This is a genomic window from Variovorax humicola (assembly GCF_037889915.1).
Lineage (GTDB): Bacteria > Pseudomonadota > Gammaproteobacteria > Burkholderiales > Burkholderiaceae_C > Variovorax > Variovorax humicola.
In genome coordinates, this window is the sequence record NZ_JBBKZV010000002.1 from 272,308 (window position 1) to 294,982 (window position 22,675).

25 protein-coding genes, 1 pseudogene and 1 riboswitch are annotated in these 22,675 nt (G+C 65.0%); of the genes and pseudogenes, 21 read left to right on the plus strand and 5 right to left on the minus strand.

Annotated features, from left to right (window positions below; translation table 11 throughout):
• Positions 1–61: 61 nt before the first annotated feature.
• The 10 genes from WKW80_RS05045 to WKW80_RS05090 all read left to right on the plus strand — a co-directional run bounded on the left by WKW80_RS05045 (position 62) and on the right by WKW80_RS05090 (position 11,366).
• Positions 62–1,117 (plus strand): aldo/keto reductase, encoded by a 1,056-nt coding sequence (locus WKW80_RS05045; RefSeq protein WP_340362453.1) that lies wholly within the window; start codon positions 62–64, stop codon positions 1,115–1,117.
• A 62-nt stretch (positions 1,118–1,179) separates the two neighbouring features.
• Positions 1,180–2,823 (plus strand): phosphoglucomutase (alpha-D-glucose-1,6-bisphosphate-dependent), encoded by a 1,644-nt coding sequence (gene pgm, locus WKW80_RS05050; RefSeq protein WP_340362454.1) that lies wholly within the window; start codon positions 1,180–1,182, stop codon positions 2,821–2,823.
• 300 nt (positions 2,824–3,123) lie between these two features.
• The gene (locus WKW80_RS05055; RefSeq protein ID WP_340362455.1) at positions 3,124–4,902 is read left to right on the plus strand and encodes a nitrite/sulfite reductase; all 1,779 of its coding nucleotides are present in this window, start codon (positions 3,124–3,126) and stop codon (positions 4,900–4,902) included.
• Positions 4,899–5,288, plus strand: coding sequence for a DUF934 domain-containing protein (locus WKW80_RS05060; protein ID WP_340362456.1), 390 nt, complete (start codon positions 4,899–4,901; stop codon positions 5,286–5,288). Before WKW80_RS05055 ends, WKW80_RS05060 begins: the two co-directional genes overlap by 4 nt.
• A gap of 10 nt (positions 5,289–5,298) precedes the next feature.
• Positions 5,299–6,117 carry a phosphoadenylyl-sulfate reductase gene (locus WKW80_RS05065; protein ID WP_340362457.1) on the plus strand — a complete coding sequence of 273 codons (819 nt, stop codon included), beginning with the start codon at positions 5,299–5,301 and terminating at the stop codon, positions 6,115–6,117.
• Between the two features lie 18 nt (positions 6,118–6,135).
• Positions 6,136–7,086 (plus strand): sulfate adenylyltransferase subunit CysD, encoded by a 951-nt coding sequence (gene cysD, locus WKW80_RS05070; protein WP_340362458.1) that lies wholly within the window; start codon positions 6,136–6,138, stop codon positions 7,084–7,086.
• Position 7,087: 1 nt separating this feature from the next.
• Positions 7,088–8,428: a sulfate adenylyltransferase subunit 1 gene (locus tag WKW80_RS05075; RefSeq protein WP_340362459.1), complete on the plus strand. Its 1,341-nt coding sequence runs from the start codon at positions 7,088–7,090 to the stop codon at positions 8,426–8,428.
• 40 nt (positions 8,429–8,468) lie between these two features.
• Positions 8,469–8,798: a ferredoxin FdxA gene (fdxA, locus tag WKW80_RS05080; protein ID WP_340362460.1), complete on the plus strand. Its 330-nt coding sequence runs from the start codon at positions 8,469–8,471 to the stop codon at positions 8,796–8,798.
• The gene (locus WKW80_RS05085) at positions 8,756–9,823 is read left to right on the plus strand and encodes an NAD(P)/FAD-dependent oxidoreductase (protein WP_340362461.1); all 1,068 of its coding nucleotides are present in this window, start codon (positions 8,756–8,758) and stop codon (positions 9,821–9,823) included. Before fdxA ends, WKW80_RS05085 begins: the two co-directional genes overlap by 43 nt.
• Before the next feature lie 33 nt (positions 9,824–9,856).
• A riboswitch (TPP riboswitch) is annotated at positions 9,857–9,960 on the plus strand.
• 71 nt (positions 9,961–10,031) lie between these two features.
• Positions 10,032–11,366 (plus strand): purine-cytosine permease family protein, encoded by a 1,335-nt coding sequence (locus WKW80_RS05090; protein WP_340362462.1) that lies wholly within the window; start codon positions 10,032–10,034, stop codon positions 11,364–11,366.
• On the opposite strand, the gene thiD is transcribed toward WKW80_RS05090, so the two are convergent.
• Positions 11,311–12,156, minus strand: a complete 846-nt coding sequence (gene thiD / locus WKW80_RS05095) for a bifunctional hydroxymethylpyrimidine kinase/phosphomethylpyrimidine kinase (protein WP_340362463.1) — start codon at positions 12,154–12,156, stop codon at positions 11,311–11,313. The genes WKW80_RS05090 and thiD overlap by 56 nt on opposite strands.
• A 23-nt stretch (positions 12,157–12,179) precedes the next feature.
• Here thiD and WKW80_RS05100 point away from each other — a divergent pair, with 23 nt between their 5' ends.
• The 11 genes and pseudogenes from WKW80_RS05100 to WKW80_RS05145 all read left to right on the plus strand — a co-directional run bounded on the left by WKW80_RS05100 (position 12,180) and on the right by WKW80_RS05145 (position 19,544).
• Positions 12,180–13,265 carry an FAD-dependent oxidoreductase gene (locus tag WKW80_RS05100; RefSeq protein WP_340362464.1) on the plus strand — a complete coding sequence of 362 codons (1,086 nt, stop codon included), beginning with the start codon at positions 12,180–12,182 and terminating at the stop codon, positions 13,263–13,265.
• Entirely contained in the window at positions 13,266–13,463 is a 198-nt protein-coding gene (thiS, locus tag WKW80_RS05105; protein WP_340362465.1) for a sulfur carrier protein ThiS, read from the plus strand.
• A 22-nt stretch (positions 13,464–13,485) separates the two neighbouring features.
• Positions 13,486–14,283 carry a thiazole synthase gene (locus tag WKW80_RS05110; RefSeq protein WP_340362466.1) on the plus strand — a complete coding sequence of 266 codons (798 nt, stop codon included), beginning with the start codon at positions 13,486–13,488 and terminating at the stop codon, positions 14,281–14,283.
• A complete protein-coding gene (gene thiE / locus WKW80_RS05115; RefSeq protein ID WP_340362467.1) occupies positions 14,280–15,200 on the plus strand; it encodes a thiamine phosphate synthase in 921 nt (306 codons plus the stop codon). Before WKW80_RS05110 ends, thiE begins: the two co-directional genes overlap by 4 nt.
• 83 nt (positions 15,201–15,283) lie before the next feature.
• Positions 15,284–15,814, plus strand: a complete 531-nt coding sequence (locus WKW80_RS05120; RefSeq protein WP_340362468.1) for a hypothetical protein — start codon at positions 15,284–15,286, stop codon at positions 15,812–15,814.
• A gap of 50 nt (positions 15,815–15,864) precedes the next feature.
• Positions 15,865–16,302, plus strand: coding sequence for a phasin family protein (locus tag WKW80_RS05125; protein WP_340362469.1), 438 nt, complete (start codon positions 15,865–15,867; stop codon positions 16,300–16,302).
• Between the two features lie 23 nt (positions 16,303–16,325).
• On the plus strand, positions 16,326–16,961 hold the full coding sequence (locus WKW80_RS05130; protein WP_340362470.1) for a TetR/AcrR family transcriptional regulator: 636 nt from the start codon (positions 16,326–16,328) through the stop codon (positions 16,959–16,961).
• Between the two features lie 78 nt (positions 16,962–17,039).
• Positions 17,040–17,816 carry an alpha/beta fold hydrolase gene (locus WKW80_RS05135; protein WP_340362471.1) on the plus strand — a complete coding sequence of 259 codons (777 nt, stop codon included), beginning with the start codon at positions 17,040–17,042 and terminating at the stop codon, positions 17,814–17,816.
• A gap of 691 nt (positions 17,817–18,507) precedes the next feature.
• A pseudogene (locus tag WKW80_RS37695) lies at positions 18,508–18,783 on the plus strand (KilA-N domain-containing protein); the annotation flags it as partial.
• Positions 18,776–18,952, plus strand: a complete 177-nt coding sequence (locus tag WKW80_RS05140) for a BstA C-terminal domain-containing protein (RefSeq protein ID WP_340362472.1) — start codon at positions 18,776–18,778, stop codon at positions 18,950–18,952. The pseudogene WKW80_RS37695 and the gene WKW80_RS05140, both read left to right, overlap by 8 nt.
• A 328-nt stretch (positions 18,953–19,280) precedes the next feature.
• Positions 19,281–19,544: a hypothetical protein gene (locus WKW80_RS05145; RefSeq protein WP_340362473.1), complete on the plus strand. Its 264-nt coding sequence runs from the start codon at positions 19,281–19,283 to the stop codon at positions 19,542–19,544.
• 185 nt (positions 19,545–19,729) lie between these two features.
• Here the strand turns inward: WKW80_RS05145 and WKW80_RS05150 are convergent, their stop codons facing one another.
• The 4 genes from WKW80_RS05150 to WKW80_RS05165 form a co-directional block, all read right to left on the minus strand.
• On the minus strand, positions 19,730–20,884 hold the full coding sequence (locus WKW80_RS05150) for an acyltransferase family protein (RefSeq protein ID WP_340362474.1): 1,155 nt from the start codon (positions 20,882–20,884) through the stop codon (positions 19,730–19,732).
• A gap of 420 nt (positions 20,885–21,304) precedes the next feature.
• Complete coding sequence (locus WKW80_RS05155) at positions 21,305–21,724, minus strand: DUF2514 family protein (protein WP_340362475.1); 420 nt, start codon at positions 21,722–21,724, stop codon at positions 21,305–21,307.
• 154 nt (positions 21,725–21,878) lie between these two features.
• Entirely contained in the window at positions 21,879–22,451 is a 573-nt protein-coding gene (locus tag WKW80_RS05160) for a glycoside hydrolase family 19 protein (protein ID WP_340362476.1), read from the minus strand.
• Positions 22,451–22,654 carry a hypothetical protein gene (locus WKW80_RS05165; RefSeq protein WP_340362477.1) on the minus strand — a complete coding sequence of 68 codons (204 nt, stop codon included), beginning with the start codon at positions 22,652–22,654 and terminating at the stop codon, positions 22,451–22,453. The genes WKW80_RS05160 and WKW80_RS05165 overlap by 1 nt, the downstream gene beginning before the upstream one ends.
• Positions 22,655–22,675 lie beyond the last annotated feature (21 nt).

Here is a 22,675-nt window from a genome sequence, read left to right on the forward strand (position 1 = left end):
AATTGTTTCGATTGCCCTGCCGCCCTATGCTGGCAGGCTCTTTGCGAACGGAACCCGACTCATGCGCTACCACCCTCTTGGCCGTACCGGCCTCTACGTTTCCGAGCTGTGCCTGGGCACCATGACCTTCGGTGGCTCAAGCGGCATCTGGAACAAGATCGGCGAGCTTCAGCAAGCCGAGGCCGAGAGCCTGATCGGTGCCGCGCTCGACGGCGGCATCAACTTCATCGACACCGCGGACGTCTATTCCGAGGGCGTATCGGAGCAGATCACCGGGCAAGCCCTGAAGAACCTGAAGGTGCCCCGCGAAAATGTGGTGGTCGCCACAAAAGTCTTCGGCGAGACGGGCCCGGGCCCCAACGCACGCGGCGCCTCGCGCGGCCACATCATGGACGGGGTCAAGGCGAGCCTGAAGCGCCTTCAGCTCGACCACATCGACCTCTACCAGATCCACGGATTCGACCCCGCCACGCCCATCGAGGAAACCGTGCGCGCGCTCGACCAACTGGTGCGACATGGCCATGTGCGCTATGTCGGCGTGTCGAACTGGGCTGCGTGGCAGATCGTCAAGGCACTGGGCGTTGCGGAGCGGCTGGGCCTCGCGCGCTTCGAGTCGCTGCAGGCCTACTACACCATCGCCGGCCGCTACCTGGAGCGCGAACTGGTGCCGATGCTCCAGAGCGAAGGCGTCGGCCTGATGGTGTGGAGCCCGCTGGCCGGCGGACTGCTGAGCGGCAAGTACGGGCGCGGCCAGCAAGGCGAAGCGGGCAGCCGCCGCACCAGCTTCGACTTTCCGCCGGTGAACCGCGAGCGCGCCTGGGACTGCGTCGATGCGATGCGGCCCATCGCGGTGGCGCACGGCGTGTCGGTGGCGCAAGTCGCGCTCGCCTGGCTGCTGCACCAGCCGCAAGTAACGAGCGTGATCGTCGGCGCCAAGCGGCCGGAGCAGCTCGCCGACAACATGGCCGCCACCAAAGTCGCACTGAGCGCTGCCGAACTGCAGGCGCTCGACGAAGTCAGCCGCCTGCCCGCCGAATACCCGGCCTGGATGCTGGAGCGGCAAGGCGACGTCCGGCGACAGCAGATCGCCACTGCCGCGGCACCGCGCGAGGCGTGATCCGGCGCGCTACAACCGGCCGCCGCACCCACTGAACAGACACTTCAAAACGGAGAAGCTTCATGGCAGACAGTCCACTCGCCGGCAAGATCGCACCCGCCTCGATGCGCGCCAACCTGCCGCGCCTCGTCACCGCCTACTACGCGCTCGCGCCCGACCCGGGGGTGGCCGCGCAGCGCGTGGCCTTCGGCACCTCGGGCCACAGGGGATCGTCGTACAACGCCGCGTTCAATGAATCGCACGTGCTGGCCATCTCGCAAGCCATCTGCGAATACCGCGCCGGGAAAGGCATCGACGGCCCGCTGTATCTCGGCATCGACACGCACCCGCTGTCGGAGCCGGCCGCCGCGAGCGCGATCGAGGTGCTGGCGGCCAACGGCGTCGAACTGATGCTGGCCACCGATGACGACTACACGCCGACGCCCGCGATCTCCCAGGCGATCCTGGTCTACAACCGGGGGCGCACGGCGGGCCTGGCGGACGGCATCGTCATCACGCCGTCGCACAACCCGCCCGATGACGGCGGCTTCAAGTACAACCCGCCCAACGGCGGGCCGGCCGACACCGACGTCACCAAGTGGATCGAGAACCGTGCCAACGAACTGATCAAGGCCAACCTGCAGGGCGTCAAGCGCATCCCGTATTCCAAGGCGCTTCACGCCCCCACCACGCACCGGCACGACTACATCGCCAACTACGTCGCCGACATCGGCAACGTGATCGACTTCGACGCCATCCGCTCGGCTGGGGTGCGCATGGGCGTGGACCCGATGGGCGGCGCGGGCGTGCACTATTGGTCGCGCATCGCCGACCACTACAAGCTCGACCTCACCGTGGTCAACCCGGACGTCGACGCCACCTTCAGCTTCATGCCGCTCGATTGGGACGGCCGCGTTCGCATGGACCCGTCGTCGATTCATGCCATGCAGAACCTCATCGGCCTGAAGGACAAGTTCGACGTGGGCTTCGGCTGTGACACCGACCATGACCGCCACGGCGTCGTCACGCGCAGCGGCGGGCTGATGCGGCCGAACCACTACCTCGCCGTGATGATCGACTACCTGTTCCAGCACCGGCCCCATTGGGGCGCCAACGCCGCCGTCGGCAAGACCCTGGTCAGCAGCACCATGATCGACCGCGTCACCGCACGGCTGGGGCGCCCGCTGCAGGAAGTGCCGGTCGGCTTCAAGTGGTTCGTGGGCGGCCTGATGGACGGCAGCCTTGGCTTCGTCGGCGAGGAGAGCGCGGGAGCGTCGTTCCTGCGACGCGACGGCACGGTGTGGACCACCGACAAGGACGGCCTCGCCCCCGCGCTGCTGTCGGCCGAAATCACGGCGGTGATGGGGCGCGACCCAAGCGAGTTGTACCGGGGGCTGACGCAGGAATTCGGCGACCCGGCCTACGACCGCGTCGACGCGCCGGCCACGCCGGAACAGAAGGCCAGGCTGTCGAAACTCACGCCCCAGCAGGTCGCCAGCACCGACCTGGCCGGCGAGAAGATCGAGAAAGTGCTGTCGAACGCGCCCTCCAACGGCGCGGCAATCGGCGGCATCAAGGTCATGTCCGCCGACGGCTGGTTCGCCGCGCGACCATCTGGCACCGAGAACATCTACAAGATCTACGCCGAGAGCTTCAAGGGCGAGGAGCAACTGCGCCGGATCATCAGCGAAGCGCAGGCCATCGTCGACAAGGCGCTGGCCGGCTGACGCGCCGGCGCGAGACCTGACCTGCTTCCAGTTGCAGCACAAGCCGCCAATCCGGCGGCAGCAGCGCGGCGGACGAGGAAACGGGGGGATGGCAAAGCTACATCAGCGACCGTTTGCCCGGGGCCATTCTCTTATCCGAATTTGAGTGAAAACCCTTCGGAAACCCGCATGAACACTGGTGAATAAGCTTATCCGCATAAAGCGCGCACCAAAAAATCGTTTGTTTCCATAAGCGCTGCTTTCAGAATCCCGCCTTCTTGGGCTGGCGTTGGCCGCACCATTCTTCAAGATCTTTTCACGATGTACCAATACACAGATTTCGATCGCCAGTTCGTGCAGCAGCGCGCGGCGCAATTCCGCGACCAGCTCGAACGCTGGCAAGCCGGCAAGCTGCATGAGGACGAGTTCCGTCCGCTGCGCCTGCAAAACGGCTGGTATGTGCAGCGCTACGCGCCGATGCTGCGCGTGGCCGTGCCCTATGGCGAGCTTTCCAGCAAGCAACTGCGCGTGCTCGCAAGAATTGCCCGCGAATACGACGAGCCGGAGGCCGAGGTCTACAGGAACGCGCTCAAGACCCAGGGCAAGCTCGGCACGCAGAAGCTGCCGACGCACTACGCGCATTTCTCGACGCGCCAGAACGTCCAGTACAACTGGATTCCGTTGAGCAAATCGGCCGACGTGATGGACCTGCTCGCTTCGGTCGACATGCACGGCATCCAGACCAGCGGTAATTGCATCCGCAACATCACCAGCGACGAGCGTGCCGGCATCGCCATCGACGAAGTGGCTGATCCGCGCCCCTTCGCTGAAATCATGCGCCAGTGGAGCACGCTGCACCCCGAGTTCGCTTTCCTGCCGCGCAAGTTCAAGATCGCCATCACCGGCGCGGCCGAAGACCGCGCCGCCACCGGCTGGCACGACGTGGGATTGAACCTGCGCAAGAACGAAGCCGGCGAGATCGGATTCCGCGTCCAGGTCGGCGGCGGCATGGGCCGCACGCCAGTCATCGGCACCGTCCTGCGCGAGTTCCTCCCGTGGAACCAGATCATGAATTACCTCGAAGCGGTGATTCGGGTCTACAACCGCTACGGCCGCCGCGACAACATCTACAAGGCGCGCATCAAGATCCTGGTGAAGGCCGAAGGCCAGCGCTACATCGACGACGTCGAAGCCGAGTACAAGCAGATCCTCGAGCACGACGGAGCGCCTCACCTCATCACGCAAGCCGAATATGACCGCGTGGCCGCGTGCTTCGTGCCGCCGACGCTGGCCACCCGCGTGCTGCAAAGCGCCGAGCAGACCGACGCCGAATTGCGCGCCCAGGCCGCCGACGACGTGCTGTTCGCACGCTGGCTCGCCCGCAACGTCGCGCCGCACAAGAATCCCGCGCTGCGCGCCGTCACGCTGTCGTTCAAGCGCCTGCGCCAGGCCCCCGGCGACGCCGATGCCGACCAGCTCGACACCATCGCCACGCTGGCCGACCGCTTCTCGGCCGGCGAAGCCCGCGTCACGCACGACCAGAACGTGGTGCTGCCCTGGGTACATGCCGAAGATCTGCATGCGCTGTGGCTCGCCGCCCGCGCGGCCGGCTTCGCCAGCGCCAACGTCCACCTGCTGACCGACATGATCGCCTGCCCCGGCGGCGACTTCTGCGCGCTGGCCAATGCCCGCTCGATCCCGATCGCCGAAGCCATCACCGAGCGTTATCAAGACCTCGACGAGCTCGACGACCTCGGCGAAATCGACCTGCACATCAGCGGATGCATCAATTCCTGCGGCCACCACCACAGCGGCCACATCGGCATCCTCGGCGTCGACAAGGACGGCAAGGAGTGGTACCAGGTCACGCTCGGCGGCTCCGACGGTTCCGAGCTCAGCGGTGCGGCACAACCCGGCAAGGTGGTCGGCCCTTCGTTCTCCGCGGCCGAAGTGCCGGAAGTGATCGAAGCCGTGCTCGGCACCTACCGCGACACCCGCCAATTGGGCGAAACCTTCATCGACACGCTGCGCCGCGTCGGCCTCGACCCGTTCAAGGTCTCGGCCAACGGCGCGCGCTTCAAGGCGGAGGTGGCGGCATGAACCGCAAGCTGCAAATCCTCGCTGCGGAAGAGCACATCGACGACGGCGACCCGAAGGTCCTGCAACTCGCCAACGACGCCGATCCGCAAGCCATCGAGGTGTGCCTGAACGACATCGAGCGCATCGACCTGGTCTTCCCGAAGTTCACCGACGGCCGTGCCTACAGCCAGGCCTTCCTGCTGCGCCGCCGCCTCGGCTTCAAGGGCGACATCCGCGCGACCGGCGACGTGCTGATCGACCAACTGGTGCAGATGCAGCGCACGGGCTTCTCCAGCGCGGTGCTGAAGGAAGGCGTGGACGCCTCCGATGCGCAGCGGCAGTTCGACCGTTTCGCAGCCTTCTACCAGGGCGACGCGGTCGAGACCGCGCCCGTATTCAGCCGCTGATTGCCGCCAGATGAACGCAATTTCCCTCTACGCCAAGCCATCGGCCGACTTCGATGCGAAGGTTGCCGAAAGCGTCGCATTGCTGCAGAGTGCCGCGCGCGACTACGCGCCGATCACCCAGGCTTCGAGCCTTGGCGCGGAAGACATGGTGGTCACCGACCTGCTGCAGCGCCACCATGTGCAGTCGGCCATCTTCGTGCTGGAAACGGGCAAGCTCCATCCCGAGACGCTCGCACTGATCGATCGCCTGCAAGCGCACTACGCCCGCGACGTCGAGCGCTACTATCCCGACCCGGCTGCCGCGGCCGCCTTCGTCGCCGAGAACGGCGAACAGGCGATGTACCGCAGCCTCGGCCTGCGCAAGAATTGCTGCGACATCCGCAAGATGGAGCCGCTGGAGCGCGCCCTGTCGGGCAAGCGCGCCTGGATCACCGGCCTGCGCCGCGAGCAATCGGGTGCGCGCGCCGTCGTCGAATTCATCGAGCACTCGCCGCACACCGGCAAGGACGGTGTCGAGTCCACGCGGACCAAGATCAATCCGCTCGCCCGCTGGACCTGGGGCGACGTGTGGCACTACATCGCCACGCACAAGGTGCCCTACAACCCGCTGCACGACCAGTTCTTTCCAAGCATCGGCTGCGCACCGTGCACCCGCGCCGTCACGCTCGGCGAAGACTTCCGCTCCGGCCGCTGGTGGTGGGAGCAGGAAAGCGCCAAGGAATGCGGCCTGCATGTCGCGGCCGACGGTACGCACGAGGGTGAAGAGCCCGCTGCGTTCGAGCCGCTGGGCGCCGTGTCGGTCATTCCCATCCGCGCCATCCCGAACTGAGCCCACAGAGCTTCTTCCATGAACGCCCGTACCGACATCGAACTGCTGCAACCAATGCACTCCCCTGCGCGCCTGTCCAATACCCACCTCGACGCGCTCGAGGAAGAAACCATCTTCATCCTGCGCGAAGTGGCCGCCGCATTCGAACGGCCGACGCTGCTGTTCTCCGGCGGCAAGGACTCGCTGGTGCTCCTGAAGTGCGCCGAGAAGGCGTTCGGCGCAGGCCGCATTCCCTACCCGCTGCTGATGATCGACACGGGACACAACTTCCCGGAAGTGACCGACTACCGAGACCAGCGCGCAAAGGAACTCGGCGCCGAGTTGATCGTGCGCAGCGTCGAAGATTCGATGGCCCGCGGCACCGTGCGCCTGGCGCATCCCGGCGAATCGCGCAACGCACACCAGTCGGTGACGCTGCTCGAAGCGATCGAGGAATTCCGCTTCGACGCGCTCATCGGTGGCGCTCGCCGCGACGAGGAAAAGGCCCGCGCCAAGGAACGCATCTTTTCGCACCGCGACTCGTTCGGCCAATGGCAACCGAAGGACCAGCGCCCCGAGCTCTGGACGCTGTTCAACACCCGCCTCGCGCCCGGCGAACATTTCCGCGTGTTCCCGATCTCGAACTGGACCGAACTCGATGTCTGGCAATACATCGAGCGCGAACATGTCGGCCTGCCGGCGATCTACTACACGCACAAGCGCGAAGTGGTCGAACGCCGCGGCCTGCTGGTGCCGGTGACCGGTCTCACCCCCGCGCGCGACGGCGAAACCATTCAAGTGCGCGACGTGCGCTTCCGCACCGTCGGCGACATCACCACCACCTGTCCGGTCGAGAGCCTGGCCGCCGATGCCGGCGATGTGGTGCTCGAGACACTCAACGTGGACGTGAGCGAGCGCGGCGCGACGCGCATGGACGACATGACCTCCGAAGCTTCGATGGAGAAGCGCAAGAAAGACGGATATTTCTGAGATGACCACGAACGTTCTGAACGTCCCGGCCGAAGTGCACGGCCATGGCGACACCGGCACTGCCCTGCGCTTCATCACCTGCGGCAGCGTCGACGATGGCAAGAGCACGCTGATCGGCCGCCTGCTGGTCGACAGCAAGACCGTGCTGCAGGACCAACTGGCCGGCGTGCAGCGTGGCGGCGAAACCGATCTGGCCCTGCTGACCGACGGCCTCTCCGCCGAGCGCGAGCAAGGCATCACCATCGACGTCGCCTACCGCTATTTCTCGACCGCCAGGCGCAAGTTCATCATCGGCGACGCACCCGGCCACGAGCAGTACACGCGCAACATGGTCACGGCCGCCTCGGCCGCCGACGCCGCGGTGGTGCTGGTCGACGCAACCAAGCTGCCCTGGGCCGGCGAAGTGCCCGATGGCGAAATCGTCCAGCAAGACCTGCTGCCGCAAACCCGTCGCCACACCCTGCTGTGCAACCTGCTACGCGTCCAATCGATCGTGTTCGCGGTCAACAAGCTGGACGCAATGGACGATGCCGAGGTCGCCTTCGAGCGCATCTCGACCGCATTGAACGCCTTCGCCGAGGCAGCCAACGTGGAGGTCGCGGCCATCGTGCCGATCTCCGCACTCAAGGGCTGGAACGTGGCCACGCGCCATGCCAACTGGTGCAACTATGAAGGCCCGAGCCTGCTCGAGTTGCTGGAGCAACTGCCGGTGACCGAAAAGGACGAGGCGGTGCCCTTCGCCTTCCCGGTGCAGTGGGTCGAGAAGTTCTCTGCGTCGGCCGACACGTCGCAAGGCCGCCGCATCTTCTGGGGCCGCGTCGCCAGCGGTCACGTCGAACCGGGCCAGCGCGTAACCGTGCTGCCGAGCAAGCAGACGGCAACGGTGGCGCAGGTCCTGAATCACGTGCGACAGCAGTACGCCGTGCATGCGGGCCACAGCGCCGGCATCGTGCTCGACCGCGAACTCGACGTTTCGCGCGGCGACTGGCTGCTGGAGCCCGAGGCGTTCGAGCCGGTGCGCGAGATCACCGCCACCATCGCCTGGCTCGACGACGAGCCCCTCGTGGCCGGCCGGGTCTACTGGGCGCTGCAGGGCCATCGCTGGGTCAAGGCCAAGGTTGCGCGCATCATCGATCGCGTGAACATCACGACGCTCGGATCCGAGCCCGCCACGCAGCTCGAGGCCAATTCGATCGGCGACGTGGTGCTCTCATTGCAGCAACCGCTGGCTGTCCTGCCTTTCGCGAAATCACGCGCGCTCGGCTCATTGGTGCTGGTCGACACCGCCTCGCACAAGACCTCGGCCGCCGTCCTCGTGCAGCCTTCTGTCACAACCAACTAAAATATCCGGTTTCCCCCGATTACCTGCTTTCGCCAAGAAAATGACACACGTCGTCTCCGAATCCTGCATCCGCTGCAAATACACCGACTGTGTAGACGTGTGCCCCGTGGACTGCTTCCGCGAAGGCCCCAACATGCTGGTGATCGACCCCGACGAGTGCATCGACTGCGCAGTCTGCATTCCGGAGTGCCCCGTCAACGCGATCTATGCCGAGGAAGACCTGCCGGCCAACCAGATCGCCTTCATCAAGCTGAACGCCGAGCTGGCGCTGGCCGATGGCTGGAAGAGCATCACCAAGCGCAAGCCCGCGCTGCCCGATGCCGAAGAGTGGAAAGACGTGACCGACAAGATCGGGGAGCTGGTCCGCTGAACGCGGCTGCCGACCCCGCTGTCGTCGAAACCGACGCGCTGATCATCGGCGCAGGCCCGGTTGGCCTGTTCCAGGCCTTCCAGCTCGGACTGCTTGAAATCTCCTGCCACATCGTTGACGCCCTGCCCCGTGCGGGCGGCCAATGCGTCGAGTTGTACGGCGACAAACCCATCTACGACATACCGGGCACGCCACGCACAACCGGGCAGGGGCTGGTCGAATCTCTGCTCGAACAGATCGCGCCGTTCAAGCCGACCTTTCACTACGACGAGCAGGTCGCCACGCTGGCGCGGCAGCCGGATGGCAGGCTGTTGATGGGCACTTCCCGCGGAACGACCTTCCTGGCAAAGACGGTGTTTATCGCGGCTGGCGTCGGCGCCTTCGTGCCGCGCCGCATGACGGTCGAAGGCATTGCGCGCTTCGAAGGATCGAAGCTTTTCTACCACCCTGAAGCGCTCGAGCAATTTGCCGGCCGAACAGTGGTGGTGCACGGCGGTGACGATGCCGCCCTCGAAACCGCATTGGCGCTTGCGGGTCAGGCGAAGCAGGTCACCTTGCTGCACCGCCGCGATGCCTTCAACGCCGACGATGCACTGGTTGCACGATTTCGCAAAGCCGTGTCGGCGGGCGATATCAGGCTCGCCATCGGCCAGCCCACCGGTTTCGACGGCACACGGGTTCAGGTTGCGACACCCGACGCCCAAACCGTCGACCTGTCCGTGGACGCCTTGATCGCCTGCCTCGGCATCTCCCCACGCCTCGGCCCCATCGCCGATTGGGGCCTTGAACTCGAGCGCAAGCAGGTCCCGGTCGACACCGAGCGCTTCGAAACCCGCGAGCGCGGCGTATTCGCCGTCGGCGACGTCAACACCTATCCCGGCAAGAAGAAGCTCATCGTCTGTGGCTTCCACGAGGCCACGCTGGCCGCCTGGGCCGCCACGACCGTTGTCTTCCCGGGACAGTCGATCCCGCTCCAATACACCACGACCAGCACGCGGTTGCACACGCTGCTGGGCGTCGGCTGAAACTACAATCCACAAAGTTGCGCACATCGCGCGCAGCCACGCTAGGGGTGCCGGCCGTTCACCAGACGGTTGGCTGAGAGAGTCCCTTTGAACCTGATTGAGGTAATCCTCGCGCAGGGAAGCTGGTCCGGCGGCCGTCACGTTGTCTCGCGTGCATTCACAGCCATCGAACCGCGACCTGCCAATCGCTTTGCAATGGAGCAAATGGATGGCGCAGCCTTCTGACATTTCTTCGGCGTCCCGCAACGAGGCGCTTACGCCCTTGCCGGATTCCGCCCGCGCCTTCGGCTGGCACGACCATGTGTCCCTGTGGTTCAGCCTCGGCGTCGGCCTGCTCGTGATGCAGGTCGGGGCGTACCTGGTGCCCGCCGTGGGCACGCAGGCCGCGGCCGCCGCGATCGTGATCGGGTCCTGCGTCGGCGCTGGCCTGCTGGCCTGGACCGCGCGGCTCGGCTGCGAAAGCGGATTGGCCAGCGCGGGGCTCATGCATGCGACCTATGGGAGTGCCTTTGCGCGGCTGCCGGTGCTGCTCAACATCGTGCAGCTCGTGGGCTGGACCACCTTCGAGATCGTGATCATGCGCGAGGGCACGCAGGCCATCGGCAAGCAGGCCTTCGGCCTTGCGCTCGACAGCACGCTGGGCACGCTGCTCACCACCTTGCTATGGGGTGCAGTGCTGCTGGCGCTGCTCGCCGGCTCGATGGTCAGGTTGGTGCGGCGCTTCGTCAGACGCTTCGGCCTGCCGCTGGTGGTGATCTCGCTGGCCTGGCTCACCTGGCAGTTTGGCGGGCAACTCGCCGCCAAGGGCTTCGGAGCGTTCTGGTCGCGTACGGGTGACGGCACCATGGGCATGTTCGGCGCACTGGACCTGGTGATAGCGATGCCGGTCTCGTGGCTGCCGCTGGTGGCCGACTATGCACGGCATGGCAAGCGCAGCGCCGGCGCGCTCGGCAGCGCGTTCAGCGGCACGTGGGTCGGCTACGTGGTGGCGAACATCTGGTGCTATGCGCTCGGCGTGATGGTCGTGAGCGCGGCCGACACCGGCACCGGCCTGGTCACGGCGCTGCTGCTGGCGCAGGGCGGTCTGCTTGCCCTCGGGTTGATCCTCATCGACGAGCTCGACAACGCCTATGGCGACGTGTATTCGGGCGCCGTTTCCACCCACAGCCTGCTGCCGCGCCGGAGCGTGAAGCAATGGGGTCTTCTGATCGGCGTGCTGTGCATTGCGCTCGCAATGGTGCTGCCCATGCATGCGCTGGAGCGCTTCCTGTTGCTGCTCAGTTCGGTGTTCGTCCCGCTCTACGGCGTGATCCTCGGGCGCCTGGGCATAGGCGCCGCGCCGTCCGGCATCGGCACGCATCGCGTCGACTGGGGCGCCGCGACCATCTGGATCGTGGGCATCGCGCTGTACCATGGCCTCGCGGACTGGGCGCCGCAATTGGGGTCGGCGCTGCCGACCCTGGCACTGACGTTCGTAACCGCGTGGCTCAGCCGGCCGACACCGGAAAGCGATGCGTCGGCACTGGCGCAAAACCGTGGTTGAGCGGGCCGTGGCCCGCGCCGACCTTTACGTCGGCCCCGGCCGTCATCGCACCGATCACGTAGGCACGCGCGTGTTGCACGGCCTCGGGCAGCGCATGGCCGAGCGCAAGATGCGCCGCGATGGCCGAGGACAGCGTGCATCCGGTCCCATGCAGGTTCTGGCTCGCAATGCGGGCCGAACCGAAGCGTCGCGGCGGGCTGCCAGCCTCGGCGAGCACGTCGACGATCTCCTCGCCCTTCAGATGGCCACCCTTGAGCAGCACGGCATGCGCACCGAGGGCGAGCAAATCGCTGGCGGCGCGATCAAGGCCATCCACCCCATCGATCTCGCGCCCGATCAGCAAGGCCGCTTCATCCAGATTCGGCGTGATGACCATCGCGCGTGGGAACAGTTCGTTCACCAGCCGCTGCACCGTTTCGTTCTCGATCAAGCGGTCGCCGCTGGTCGCGACCATCACCGGGTCGAGCACCACGTTCGGCAGCCTGTAGTGGTCGATCGCCCACGCCACGACCTCGACCACCTCGGGCGCATGCAGCATGCCGAGCTTGACCGCATCGACGCCGATGTCTTCCACCACCGACTGGATCTGTGCCTTCAGAAATGCGGGCGGCACCGCGAAGATGCCGCTCACGCCCATCGTGTTCTGCGCGGTGAGCGCAGTGATCGCGGTCATGCCGTAGCACCCAAGCGCGCTGAAAGTCTTGAGATCGGCCTGGATGCCGGCGCCGCCGCCACTGTCGGAGCCGGCAATCGAAAGCACGCGCGCATAGCGCAAGGGAGCATTGGTCATCCGCAAAATTATCGACCACTCGCATGACGAATCGCGACGCCCTTCCGTTTGACGCAGCCACGGTGCTCGGCGCCGGCCTCATGGGCCGGCTGCTCGCGTTGTCGCTGGCGCGGCGCGGATGCCAGGTCTCGCTGCACGATGCGGGCGGTCCCGAGGCCGACGGGGCGGCCGCGCGCGTAGCCGCAGCGATGCTGGCGCCGCTGGCCGAATCGGCCGTGGCGCCGGCTTCGATCGTGCGGATGGGCCAGTACGGGCTCGAACGCTGGCCCGAACTGCTGGCATCGCTCGCGCAACCGGTCTTCTTTCAACGCGAAGGCACGCTGGTGCTGTGGCATCGACAAGACGCGCCCGAAGCCGCGCGCTTTGCCGGCGTGCTCGCGCGCACGGCGCAAGAGGTGCCCGAGTTGCCGGCAATGCAGCGGCTCGATGCCACCGGCGTCGAAGCGATCGAGCCCGCCATCGGCAGGCGCTTTGCGCAGGGCCTGTTGCTGCCCGGCGAAGGCCAGCTCGACAACCGCGAACTCCTCGCCGCGCTGCTGGCCTCGCTGCAAGCGTTACCGAACGTGCAGATGCATTGGCACAGTCCGCGCGCACCCAAAGATTTCGTGGCCGGCGCGTCGGAACGCATCATCGACTGCCGCGGCCTCGGCGCCAAGCCGCAATGGCCCGAGTTGCGCGGCGTGCGCGGCGAGGTGATTCGCGTGCATGCGCCCGAGGTGACGCTGCGGCGGCCGACCCGGCTGGTGCATCCGCGCTACCCGCTCTACATCGCGCCCAAGCCGGATGGCGTGTTCGTCATCGGCGCGACCGAAATCGAGTCCGAAGACATGTCGCCCGCCAGCGTGCGCTCCACGCTCGAATTGCTGAGCGCCGCCTACTCGGTGCACAGCGGCTTTGCCGAGGCGCGCATCCTCGAGATCGCGACACACTGCCGCCCCACGCTGCCGAACAACCTGCCCGCCATCCGCTGGGTGGACCCGCGAGTGATGCAGGTCAACGGGCTGTACCGCCACGGGTTCCTGATCGCACCCGCGATGCTGGACACGGCCATCGAACTGCTTGCCACCGGCGCGTCGACACTGGCGCCGCGCTTTGCCCTTGAAACCTGAATGAACATCCTCATCAACGACACCCCGCGAGAGCTGCCCGCCGGCGCCACGCTGGCCGACGCCATCGCGCTGCTGGCGCCCGTGCCGCCCTTCGCTGCCGCCGTCAACCAGCAGTTCGTGCCGCGCTCGGGCTATGCGGCGCACGCGCTGCAGGACCAGGACCGCATCGAAGTGATCCGCCCCGTGACCGGAGGTTGAACAAGCCATGAAGAGAGACATCATGAACCCAGACGATCCACTGGTCCTCTACGGCCAGACTTTCAACAGCCGCCTGCTGCTCGGCACCGCGCGCTACCCATCGCCCGACGTGCTCGAGGCCGCGGTGAAGCGCGCGCAACCCGCGATGCTCACCGCCTCGCTGCGCCGCCAGACCGCGACGCCCTCCAACGGCAGCGACAACGGCTTCTGGGAGCTCCTGCGCAGGCTCGACGTGCCGGTCCTGCCCAACACCGCCGGCTGCCATAGCGTGCCGGAGGTGATCGTCACCGCGCAGATGGCCCGCGAACTGTTCGACACCCCATGGATCAAGCTCGAACTCATCGGCGACGACTACACGCTGCAGCCCGACACGCTAAACCTGGTCGATGCCGCATCGCAGCTCATTCGCGACGGCTTCCAGGTGCTCCCGTACTGCACCGAAGACCTGGTGCTGTGCCAGCGCCTCGTCGACGTCGGTTGCCAGGCGGTAATGCCCTGGGCCGCGCCCATCGGCACCGGCCGGGGCCCCGTCAACCCCTACGCACTGCAGCTGCTGCGCGAGCGGCTCGACGTGCCGATGCTGGTGGATGCCGGCCTCGGCCTGCCGTCGCACGCATGCCAGGTCATGGAATGGGGCTACGACGGGGTGCTGCTGAACACCGCGGTCGCGCTGGCGCAAGACCCGGTCGCCATGGCCGGTGCCTTCGCCGACGCGGTGCAGGCGGGCCGTTCTGCACGCCGCGCCGGCGCCATGGCCGCGCAGGAATCCGCCCAGCCCAGCACGCCAGTCCTTGGCACACCTTTTTGGCACCAGTCATGAGCACCGTTTCCGCCCAGGCCATCTTCGACGCGCACACCGCCCGCTTCGGCGCCGCCGATGCCTTCGACACGCCCGACTTCACCCGCGACGATCCCGTGTACCGCGCCGCCAAGGAGGCCTGCCTGCGACTCGGCTTCATCGACGCCGATGCCGAATGCCTGGCACAGGCCTGGGAGGCGCGCAGCGCGCGCCTGGGCTTCGACGCGGGGGCATGGCCAGAGGAGCCGGTCGACTTCGGCCTCGCGCCCTGGCCGCGCAGTCTGGCCTTCGCGCCCTGCCCCCGGGCCTTGGGCCTGTACGCCGTGCTGCCCGATGCCGAATGGGTCGGCCGCATGGCCCGTGCCGGCGTGCCGACTGTGCAACTGCGCTTCAAGTCCGACGACACGCGCGCCGTCGAACGCGAGGTGCGCGCCGCCATCGAGGCGGTGGCCGGCACCCCGGCCCTGCTCTTCATCAACGACCACTGGCAGGCCGCCATCGAGGCCGGCGCCTACGGTGTGCACCTCGGCCAGGAAGACATCGGCGTGGCCAACCTGTCCGCCATCCGTGCGGCCGGCCTGCGGCTGGGCCTCAGCACCCACGGCTATGCGGAGATGCGCCGGGCCGACGCATTGAGCCCCAGCTATATCGCCATGGGCGCGGTGTTCCCGACCACGCTCAAGCGCATGGCAACCGCGCCGCAAGGCACGGCCCGCCTGCGGGCCTACGCACGCCTGCTGCGCGCCTACCCGCTGGTCGCCATCGGGGGCATCGACTTCGAGCGCCTGCCCGCCGTACTGCAGAGTGGCGTCGGTTCGGTGGCCGTGGTCCGCGCGCTGGTTGCGGCGGCCTCCCCCGAAGCCGAGGTCGCGCGCTTCCGGCTTGCCCTGCAGGGCAAGCCCGGACAGGAAACCGGTCCTCTGGGGCACTTGGCCTAATTTTCAAACGGATCTAGCTTTTTCCGACTAGTGCTTTGCGACGACCATAGGTCCATCCCAATCACTTCCTCAAGGAAAAAGACATGTCGAACCCATCGCTGAGCACCGTTGCCCTCCACGTCGTCGACCAATACGGCGTCGCCGGCAAGACCCTGGCCCAAGCCTATCGCAGCGGCGTCGAGCGCCTGGTCGACACCGCCAAGTCGCGTTTCGCTTCCGCCCTGCAAGAGCGCTCGGTGCCACTGGTCAACGACCAGATCAAGTCGGACCTGATCAACGCCCAGCAAGTGCTGGCCGACTTCATGCTGAAGCGCGCCAACGCCGCTTCGGACCGCGCTGTGCAAGCCATCGACGCCATCAACGCCCGCGCCGCCAACGGCATCGAAGCTGTTGCCAAGACCGTGTCGCGCTTCGAAACCGCATTCGAAATCTCGAACCTCGAAGCCGTCCGCACGCTGAACCAGCCGGCCGCCACGATCGTGACGCAAATCGCCGATAAGATCGTCGAAGGCGCCAAGGCCATCGAAGCCCGCGTCGCTGCGGTCGCCGGCACCGAAGTGGCCGTCGTCGCAACGCCCGCCAAGCCGGCCCGCCGCGCTGTCCGCAAGGCCTGATAGGCTTCGGTCGCGCACATTGATCCGCTGACCTAGCTCACACCATCCGCATGCCATCGCCCACCGCCAAGAAGACTGCCGCGAAAAAAGCCGCCGGATCCAAGACCTCCAGGGCCAATGTCGCTGGCAAGGTCAAGGCTGAAGCGGCTGCGCCAGGGGAAACCGGCGGCAAGGGCGAAGGCCTGTTGCGTGCGGGCCTCAAGGTCCTCGGGGGTCAGACGCGCGTCGTCGAATCCTTGCTGGGCATGCCTGCCGCCACCGCGCGGCAGGCTATGCCCGCCGTCAAGAAGAACTCCCTCGAAGCACTCGGCGAAACGCTGGGTTTTCGCAAGCTGGAAGACGTGTTCGACCAGCGCATAGCGACTGCGCTCGAGCGCCTGGGCATGCCCTCGGTCGACGAGCTCAACAGCCTGCGCGAGCAGGTCCGCCAGTTGGTGGCAGAGCGCGACAAGGCGCTGGCAGCCGCCTCCACCCGCCGCAAACGCTGAATCCCCGCCGCGCCTGCCTGCCTGTGGCCAGCTCCAATACCCGGGACCGGATTCTGCAAACCAGCCTCGCGTTGTTCAACGCGCAAGGCCTGCCGTCGGTATCGACGCACCGCATCGCTGCTGAAATGGGCATCAGCACGGGCAATCTTCACTATCACTTCCGGGCCAAGCGACTGATCGTCGATTGGCTCTTTCGTCGTTTCGAAGACAAGCTCGCCACGCTGGACGAAGCCGCCGGCGAGGTTCGCGCGATCGACGACCTCTGGCTGGCACTGCACCTGCGCTTCGAGGCCATCAGCGAGTACCGCTTCGTCTTCCGCGACATGGCGCACCTCGAGAGCGAGTATCCCGACGTCGCCGCCCGCTCCCGCGCGCTGATGGCACGCAACCTGCTAAACGCCCGCACGCTTTGCGAAAACCTGGCGGCCCAGGGCGTACTCGAGGCCACTGCCGACGAGGCCGAGATGCTGGCATTGCAGCTCGTCTTCACGACCACCTGCTGGCTGTCGTTCGAGCGGCTCGTCGTGCAGAACGCGAGCAACTCGGGGCGGTTCGATGCCGGACTTGCCGCCTACTACACCCTGACCTTGCTCGCGCCCTACGTGGACCCGCAGTCGAAGGCCTACCTCGTCTACCTGCGTTCGAAATACGTGCAATAGCGCAGTCGGGGCGCAATCCGGCGCAGTCCGGTTCGTTCCGCTGTCAAAACGCTTCACAGCATGAAAGAAGACTCACCCATGACAACAGCCGCTTCCCACGCCGCCGTCGCACCGCCGTCCCGCGTGCTGCAGTACGCCGAGTTCCGCGCCGCCTGGGAACTGGGTGCCACGCTGTCCCTGTGGCCATTGCTGAAGCTTGCACCGCGCGGCGACGGGCATCCGGTCATCGTCTTCCCGGGCCTCGGCGCCACGGACTGGTCGACCCGGCTGCTGCGGCGCTACCTGCGGGGCCGGGGCTACGACACCCATGGCTGGGGCCTGGGTCGCAACCTCGGTCCGCGCATGGGCGTGGAGGCCGGCATGCTCGGCCTGCTGGAAGAACTGCATGCGCACAGCGGCCGCAAGATCAGCCTGATCGGCTGGAGCCTCGGCGGCGCCTACGCGCGAATGCTGGCATCCAGGCGGCCTGAATTCGTCCGCAGCGTGATCACCCTCGGAAGCCCCTTCGCAGCCGGCCCCCAATCCACCCACGCCTGGCGCATTTATGAAGGCCTGAGCGGCCAGAATGCGGACGACAACGTCCGAATGAAATACGTGCGGCCGACCCCGCCGGTGCCAACGACTTCCATCTTCAGCCGCAGCGACGGCGTCGTCGCCTGGCGCGGCAGCCTGGAAACGCCCGGCCCCACCACCGAGAACGTCGAAGTGTTTGCAAGCCACATTGGCCTGGGCGCCAATCCCACGGTGCTCTATGCCGTGGCCGACCGCCTGTCGCAGCCCGAGGGCGAGTGGAAGCCCTTCAACCGAAATTCCATCAAGGCCCTGGTCTACCCCAACCCGCATCGCGGGCTCTGAGTATCGAGCCCTCCCGCGGGGCGTGATCGTCTTCTACCGAAGCAGCGATCCGCCCTGCGCGAAGTCATGCCCATCGCGCATGGACAGTCTGGAACTGATCAAGGTATTCAGCGAGGTCACGTTGCAAGGCGGCTTCGCCCGCGACGAGTGCGGCCGACAAGTCAGGCTGCCAATGGCAGTCGAGGTCAACGCCGCGCGGACGCGGTTGGCATGAAGGCCGAAGCAGGGTCTCGCCACGAATACTCCACGAAGCGCCGGATCACCAGGCCCGGCGGCGAGTCGATCGACGCAACCGAGGAATTCGGCTCCTTCGCATCGACATACCGCATGGACGGGAAGGGTCATAGTCTTGGCGGACACCCCTGAATTTGTAACAGGCGGGATTCAGGCGTTCCTCCAGGAGAGGAACAACTAGGGTTTGAACAACCCTCCCCGCCGCTAGGCATTCCAAAAGGACGCTATGCCTACGCATCAGTTAGCTCTCATCCCGCACAAGGTCGCCGAGTCGGTAATCGACCAGCGTGCCCGTGACGGGTACATCGGTACATCAACGCCTCGGCCATGTCTAGGGCGGCTGGCAAACTCATGGCGGACTTCAACCGTTTGGGCCAACAAAGGACTTCCTCAGTGAACTCGCGGCCGATATGGGAACTCCCATACGGACCTCGCACAGGCCGTAAAAGGCGGCGAGCCGCAGCATCAGGGCACTTGGGCACACCCACAAGTGGCCATCCACTTGGCCACTTGGCTGTCGCCAAAGTTCGCGGTCCAGGTCTCGAAGTGGGTGCGCGAGCGGATGTCGGGCAAGCATGCGTCGACGAAGCTGCCGCATCACCTTGAGAGGCACATGATCAACCTGCACAAGATTCCGCGCGGCAATTTCTCGGCGCTGCAAGAAATGACCAACTCCATGATCGGCCCCATGGAGGTCAACGAGTATCGCCTGCCGGAGCACCTGAATGCCTGACATTTCGCCGGCCAAGATGTTGTGCAAGTACCTTCGTGAAATCTGCGACATCGACACGACAAAGCTCTTCAAGTACACGCACACCTTTCCTGACGGCCGGGAGGTAGAAGCCAACCTCTATCCTGACGCCTACGTTGCGATATTCCGAAAGCTGATGGCTGAAAAATGAATACCCATCAACGCGATCGAGTATTTCAAGAAGCGCGACCCATCGGCGCTCCCGGCATTGGACAAGGTGTTGCTGGTATTCAACCAACAAACCTACGGTGCGACTCGGGACTAATCGCGCAAATCCGAACCGCTAAGGGCGACACCCATCGATTCAAGACCGATGTGCGAGGCTGTATGCTTCCACAGTGTTTTGCATCGTCAATCTCTCGCGTTTCCGCGGCTCTTGGCTGGGCCGAAGCCAAGTTGTTGAAGCGCACCCTCTGCGCGGCGACCTCGACTTCCGGCGGGTGGCACCAGAGGCCCGCCACCGGTTCGGCCCTCAGGCCATGGCGGCGAATCTCCTCGATCCGCGCCGGCTGGAACACAGCCTCACGCACGATCTGCACTGGGCCAGGGTGGTCCAGATCAAGGGAGGCGGCGTGATGATGAAAGGCACGGAATTGCTCTTCAAGGGCTCCAAGAGCGCGGCAATCCAGTGCGTGCAGACCTGGTGGTGCATCGTCGACCCCCGAGCAGGGTTGGCCGCGCTTGGATCGCATGCGCGCCAGGCGTCACTACCGGATTCCATCCCGACGACGATCGAGGGGTAGCGCGACAGGCAGCACGCGGCCAAGAGCATACCCTTGGCGTTGCTCACAACGAGGCCGTCGGCATCGCGTGTGTGTGCCTGCCGGGCAGCGCTCGAATCGGCGGAGGAAGTTTGAACCGCTGGCAATCTTGCGTTCTCAAGGCGACCGCGCTTCCCGGCCCACCCGGCGCTGATCAGTGGTAGTCGTCAGGCTGGCACGAGGGCTTTTCGACGATGGCCACGACCCATAATAAATGAACGGCAAGGTTTTTCAATCCACAAGTGAGCAGCGGATGCCATTGCCAAGACACTTCCCCAGAATAGAAAAACTCCGAATGACGATTGTGCCAACGATAGATGCTGTTCGAACCAAAATAAAATGGTTGCATGAAAAAGGTAAAGCGCAAAACTCGCTTCGCCTAAAAATACGAGGACCGGGAACGCAAGGACTTTCGATACGAGGCCACGGCCAAACGCGAATACCACAACAGCGATTGCGAATACAGGTGCCGACCCGCTTCCGATGAGAAAGTATTGGACGACGGGCACCCATTGTTGGGGAAGAATTACTCCGAGCGGTAATCGTGGGGTTAAATGCATTGAAAGAGCTATGAGGCACACAATAGCGACTTCCACGACTGTCCATGAGGTAATACTTGAATGATCGGTCTTTCCTACATACATGAAGACTTTACAGGCGATCATTCCTAGTACAAATTCTGAAAGTCTGGCGATTGGATTCGTATAAATCATGCCCATAGCGTTCAAGGTGGAAGTATTGACATCCATCGGAATCTCGTAGCGCACCACGAGCCACAGAAAAAGGATCGTGAGTAAAACGACGAGAGCTAAGACTAGTCCCCACGCTCGGCGCAAGCCGATCAGGGCCATCGGGAAAACAACATAGAAAAACGCTTCGGTGGAGATGCTCCACGCAACCCCGTTGAACGTCAGATACGAATCTCTGAACGGAATCCACGATTGAATCAACAGAACATTTCCGACCAATACATAAGCCACACCGAGCGGATTCAAGCCGGCTATATTCCACATGCCTGTAATTGTTGGAACTGCTAGCAGAGCAACTATGTGTAACGGCCACAATCGCGCAAAGCGAGCTTTATAAAATGAGAAAAGACCTGTTTCAACGTTTGGATAGTTGTAGGTGAGGATGAATCCGGACAGCACAAAGAAAAATGAAACGCCTTGTGCGAGCGAGAAGTTGAGCGCCAGCCCCAAGGAGCCAAACAGGCCATGTGCGTGACCGAAGACAATCATGGCAGCGGCGAAGAATCTCAACGACGTCAGCGCGTCCAAGCGCATCTTTCCATGCGTTAACCCGGTCTCTATGAAGTTTGTCATTTACCAGACGCTTGAAAAATACGGTATGCTACCGCATCGCATTTCGTGCCAACTGCAGGTTTGCGCGCATTGACGTTGAACGGACGAACGTGGGCCCCTTCAACACAGACGATATAAAACGACGAACATGTTTGTCGGACCTTGATGCTGGCTCTGGTTTGGGCCCAATGTGCCGACCGCATCGCTTTGCATGCCAGCCGCTCGCCCCCTCGAAAGAAGTGACGCCCGGATGAATTGCGCAGCGCGCGTGACGAAGATCCAAGGGCGGGGTGCTGATCGATGGATAGGAGCGCCACCCCGGCAAAGCCTCAACCCGTCAGACCTGGTGGTGCCTGATCGGGCCGATGGACGACATGACGGTGCCCCAATGAGAAAATCCCCGGCCGAAGCCGGGGGACGGGGTGTCAGGGCTTGAACGCCCTACTTGGGAGCAGGCTGTAATCCGTCGGCGTACCGCTCGCAGGCAACCCCGGCGATGCGGGCAGCGTCAAGGCCCTTTGCCAGTTCGCCCGCTCTGCTGTCAGCGCGTCCGAACACGTCGGCGAGCACACCGATAGGGTCGCCGGCTGGCGGGCTTCCGCTGGCAGGGCCGGGATCCGCGCTGGCTTCACGGACGGCGGCGACGTACCGGGCGAGCTGGCCGCGCAGGCTTGCAGCAGCAGCGTCAGCCCGACCGACAGCAGCAATCGCTTCTGCGGCTTGTTTCCTTGCGTCATCGACGATCTCCTGTTTCTGGGCCTCGCGGCGGAATTCCTCGGCACGAGCAGCCTGATCGGCAACCTGGGCGGCCTGGGCGTACCGCGCGCGGTCGTTGGCCAGTTCGGTACGCGCGTCCCGCAACCTGGGCCTTGTAGTGGCTCACGCGAGCCTGCTGCAGCCCGCACAGCGCGATCAAAGCGGCGAAGGCTATGGCCACTTACCCCTGCGGCGAAAGCAGCGCCATCATGCAACCACCTCCCCCACGGGCGAAACAACAGGAGCCAGAAAATCGCTCTCACGACAGCACCGCCATGTTCTTCTCGTATTGCATGGTCCGCTCGGCCAGGTGCATCAGGGCCTTGCCGTTCACCCGCAGCGTCACTCCGCGCATGTCCGCGGAATCGGCCGGCCCATTGCAGTTGTTGGTGCCCCAGAACCAGCCCGCCGTCAGGGCTGCATGCTGGGGCTCCGTCACAAGGCTCGGCTGATTGATGTAGTCGAACCCCAGTGCATCCCCTGCAGCGCGGTAGTTCTTTTCCCAGGTCAACTGGATCAAGCCCCGGCCCCAGTACCCGGCGTAGAGCAGGCGCCCGAGTGCCATGGGGTTGCGGGTGTAGGCCTGTGCTTCGGCCGCGTTCTTGAAGGCGCGCGGGTAGATCGAGGCCAGGCGCGTGGCATCCTTGTAGTAGAGGCTCTCCTCCACTTGGGAGAGCTTCGCCGACTCGATCGCAACCGTGGCGAGAAACGCTGCCTGCCGGGTCGGCGTGTCGATGCCAAAGCGCTCCATCGCAGCAGTCAGGGGTTCGGCATAGGTCTGCGCGTCGGCCAGCGTCGAACTCGTGCAGTTCGCCAGTATTTGTGCGTCCATCATTCCTCCATCAGGGTTCCGAAGTCGGTATTGCCACCCCTGCGCTTGGCGACGCGGTACTTGAGCGCGTAACCGAGGCAGGCGACGGCGATCCCCGCGCGCAGGCACATTCCGGCGTTGAATGCGTAGACGTCCTGCTGTGCCGACAGCGCCGCAGAGGCCAGCAACGAGAGGATCATCAGTATGAGCCCGAGCTTGATCATCAGCCCTTAGTGAATCCGGGG

Bases quoted from the DNA above. Each gene is read 5' to 3' on its own strand.
- WKW80_RS05135 (WP_340362471.1), top strand. From the start codon at position 17,040: ATGACAACAGCCGCTTCCCACGCCGCCGTCGCACCGCCGTCCCGCGTG.
- WKW80_RS05120 (WP_340362468.1), top strand. From the start codon at position 15,284: ATGTCGAACCCATCGCTGAGCACCGTTGCCCTCCACGTCGTCGACCAA.
- WKW80_RS05090 (WP_340362462.1), top strand. From the start codon at position 10,032: ATGGCGCAGCCTTCTGACATTTCTTCGGCGTCCCGCAACGAGGCGCTT.
- WKW80_RS05045 (WP_340362453.1), top strand. From the start codon at position 62: ATGCGCTACCACCCTCTTGGCCGTACCGGCCTCTACGTTTCCGAGCTG.
- WKW80_RS05055 (WP_340362455.1), top strand. From the start codon at position 3,124: ATGTACCAATACACAGATTTCGATCGCCAGTTCGTGCAGCAGCGCGCG.
- WKW80_RS05125 (WP_340362469.1), top strand. From the start codon at position 15,865: ATGCCATCGCCCACCGCCAAGAAGACTGCCGCGAAAAAAGCCGCCGGA.
- cysD (WP_340362458.1), top strand. From the start codon at position 6,136: ATGAACGCCCGTACCGACATCGAACTGCTGCAACCAATGCACTCCCCT.
- WKW80_RS05100 (WP_340362464.1), top strand. From the start codon at position 12,180: ATGACGAATCGCGACGCCCTTCCGTTTGACGCAGCCACGGTGCTCGGC.
- WKW80_RS05065 (WP_340362457.1), top strand. From the start codon at position 5,299: ATGAACGCAATTTCCCTCTACGCCAAGCCATCGGCCGACTTCGATGCG.
- WKW80_RS05160 (WP_340362476.1), bottom strand. From the start codon at position 22,451: ATGGACGCACAAATACTGGCGAACTGCACGAGTTCGACGCTGGCCGAC.
- WKW80_RS05060 (WP_340362456.1), top strand. From the start codon at position 4,899: ATGAACCGCAAGCTGCAAATCCTCGCTGCGGAAGAGCACATCGACGAC.
- thiE (WP_340362467.1), top strand. From the start codon at position 14,280: ATGAGCACCGTTTCCGCCCAGGCCATCTTCGACGCGCACACCGCCCGC.
- WKW80_RS05110 (WP_340362466.1), top strand. From the start codon at position 13,486: ATGAACCCAGACGATCCACTGGTCCTCTACGGCCAGACTTTCAACAGC.
- thiD (WP_340362463.1), bottom strand. From the start codon at position 12,156: ATGACCAATGCTCCCTTGCGCTATGCGCGCGTGCTTTCGATTGCCGGC.
- WKW80_RS05165 (WP_340362477.1), bottom strand. From the start codon at position 22,654: ATGATCAAGCTCGGGCTCATACTGATGATCCTCTCGTTGCTGGCCTCT.
- WKW80_RS05150 (WP_340362474.1), bottom strand. From the start codon at position 20,884: ATGACAAACTTCATAGAGACCGGGTTAACGCATGGAAAGATGCGCTTG.
- thiS (WP_340362465.1), top strand. From the start codon at position 13,266: ATGAACATCCTCATCAACGACACCCCGCGAGAGCTGCCCGCCGGCGCC.
- WKW80_RS05075 (WP_340362459.1), top strand. From the start codon at position 7,088: ATGACCACGAACGTTCTGAACGTCCCGGCCGAAGTGCACGGCCATGGC.
- pgm (WP_340362454.1), top strand. From the start codon at position 1,180: ATGGCAGACAGTCCACTCGCCGGCAAGATCGCACCCGCCTCGATGCGC.
- fdxA (WP_340362460.1), top strand. From the start codon at position 8,469: ATGACACACGTCGTCTCCGAATCCTGCATCCGCTGCAAATACACCGAC.
- WKW80_RS05140 (WP_340362472.1), top strand. From the start codon at position 18,776: ATGCCTGACATTTCGCCGGCCAAGATGTTGTGCAAGTACCTTCGTGAA.
- WKW80_RS05145 (WP_340362473.1), top strand. From the start codon at position 19,281: ATGGCGGCGAATCTCCTCGATCCGCGCCGGCTGGAACACAGCCTCACG.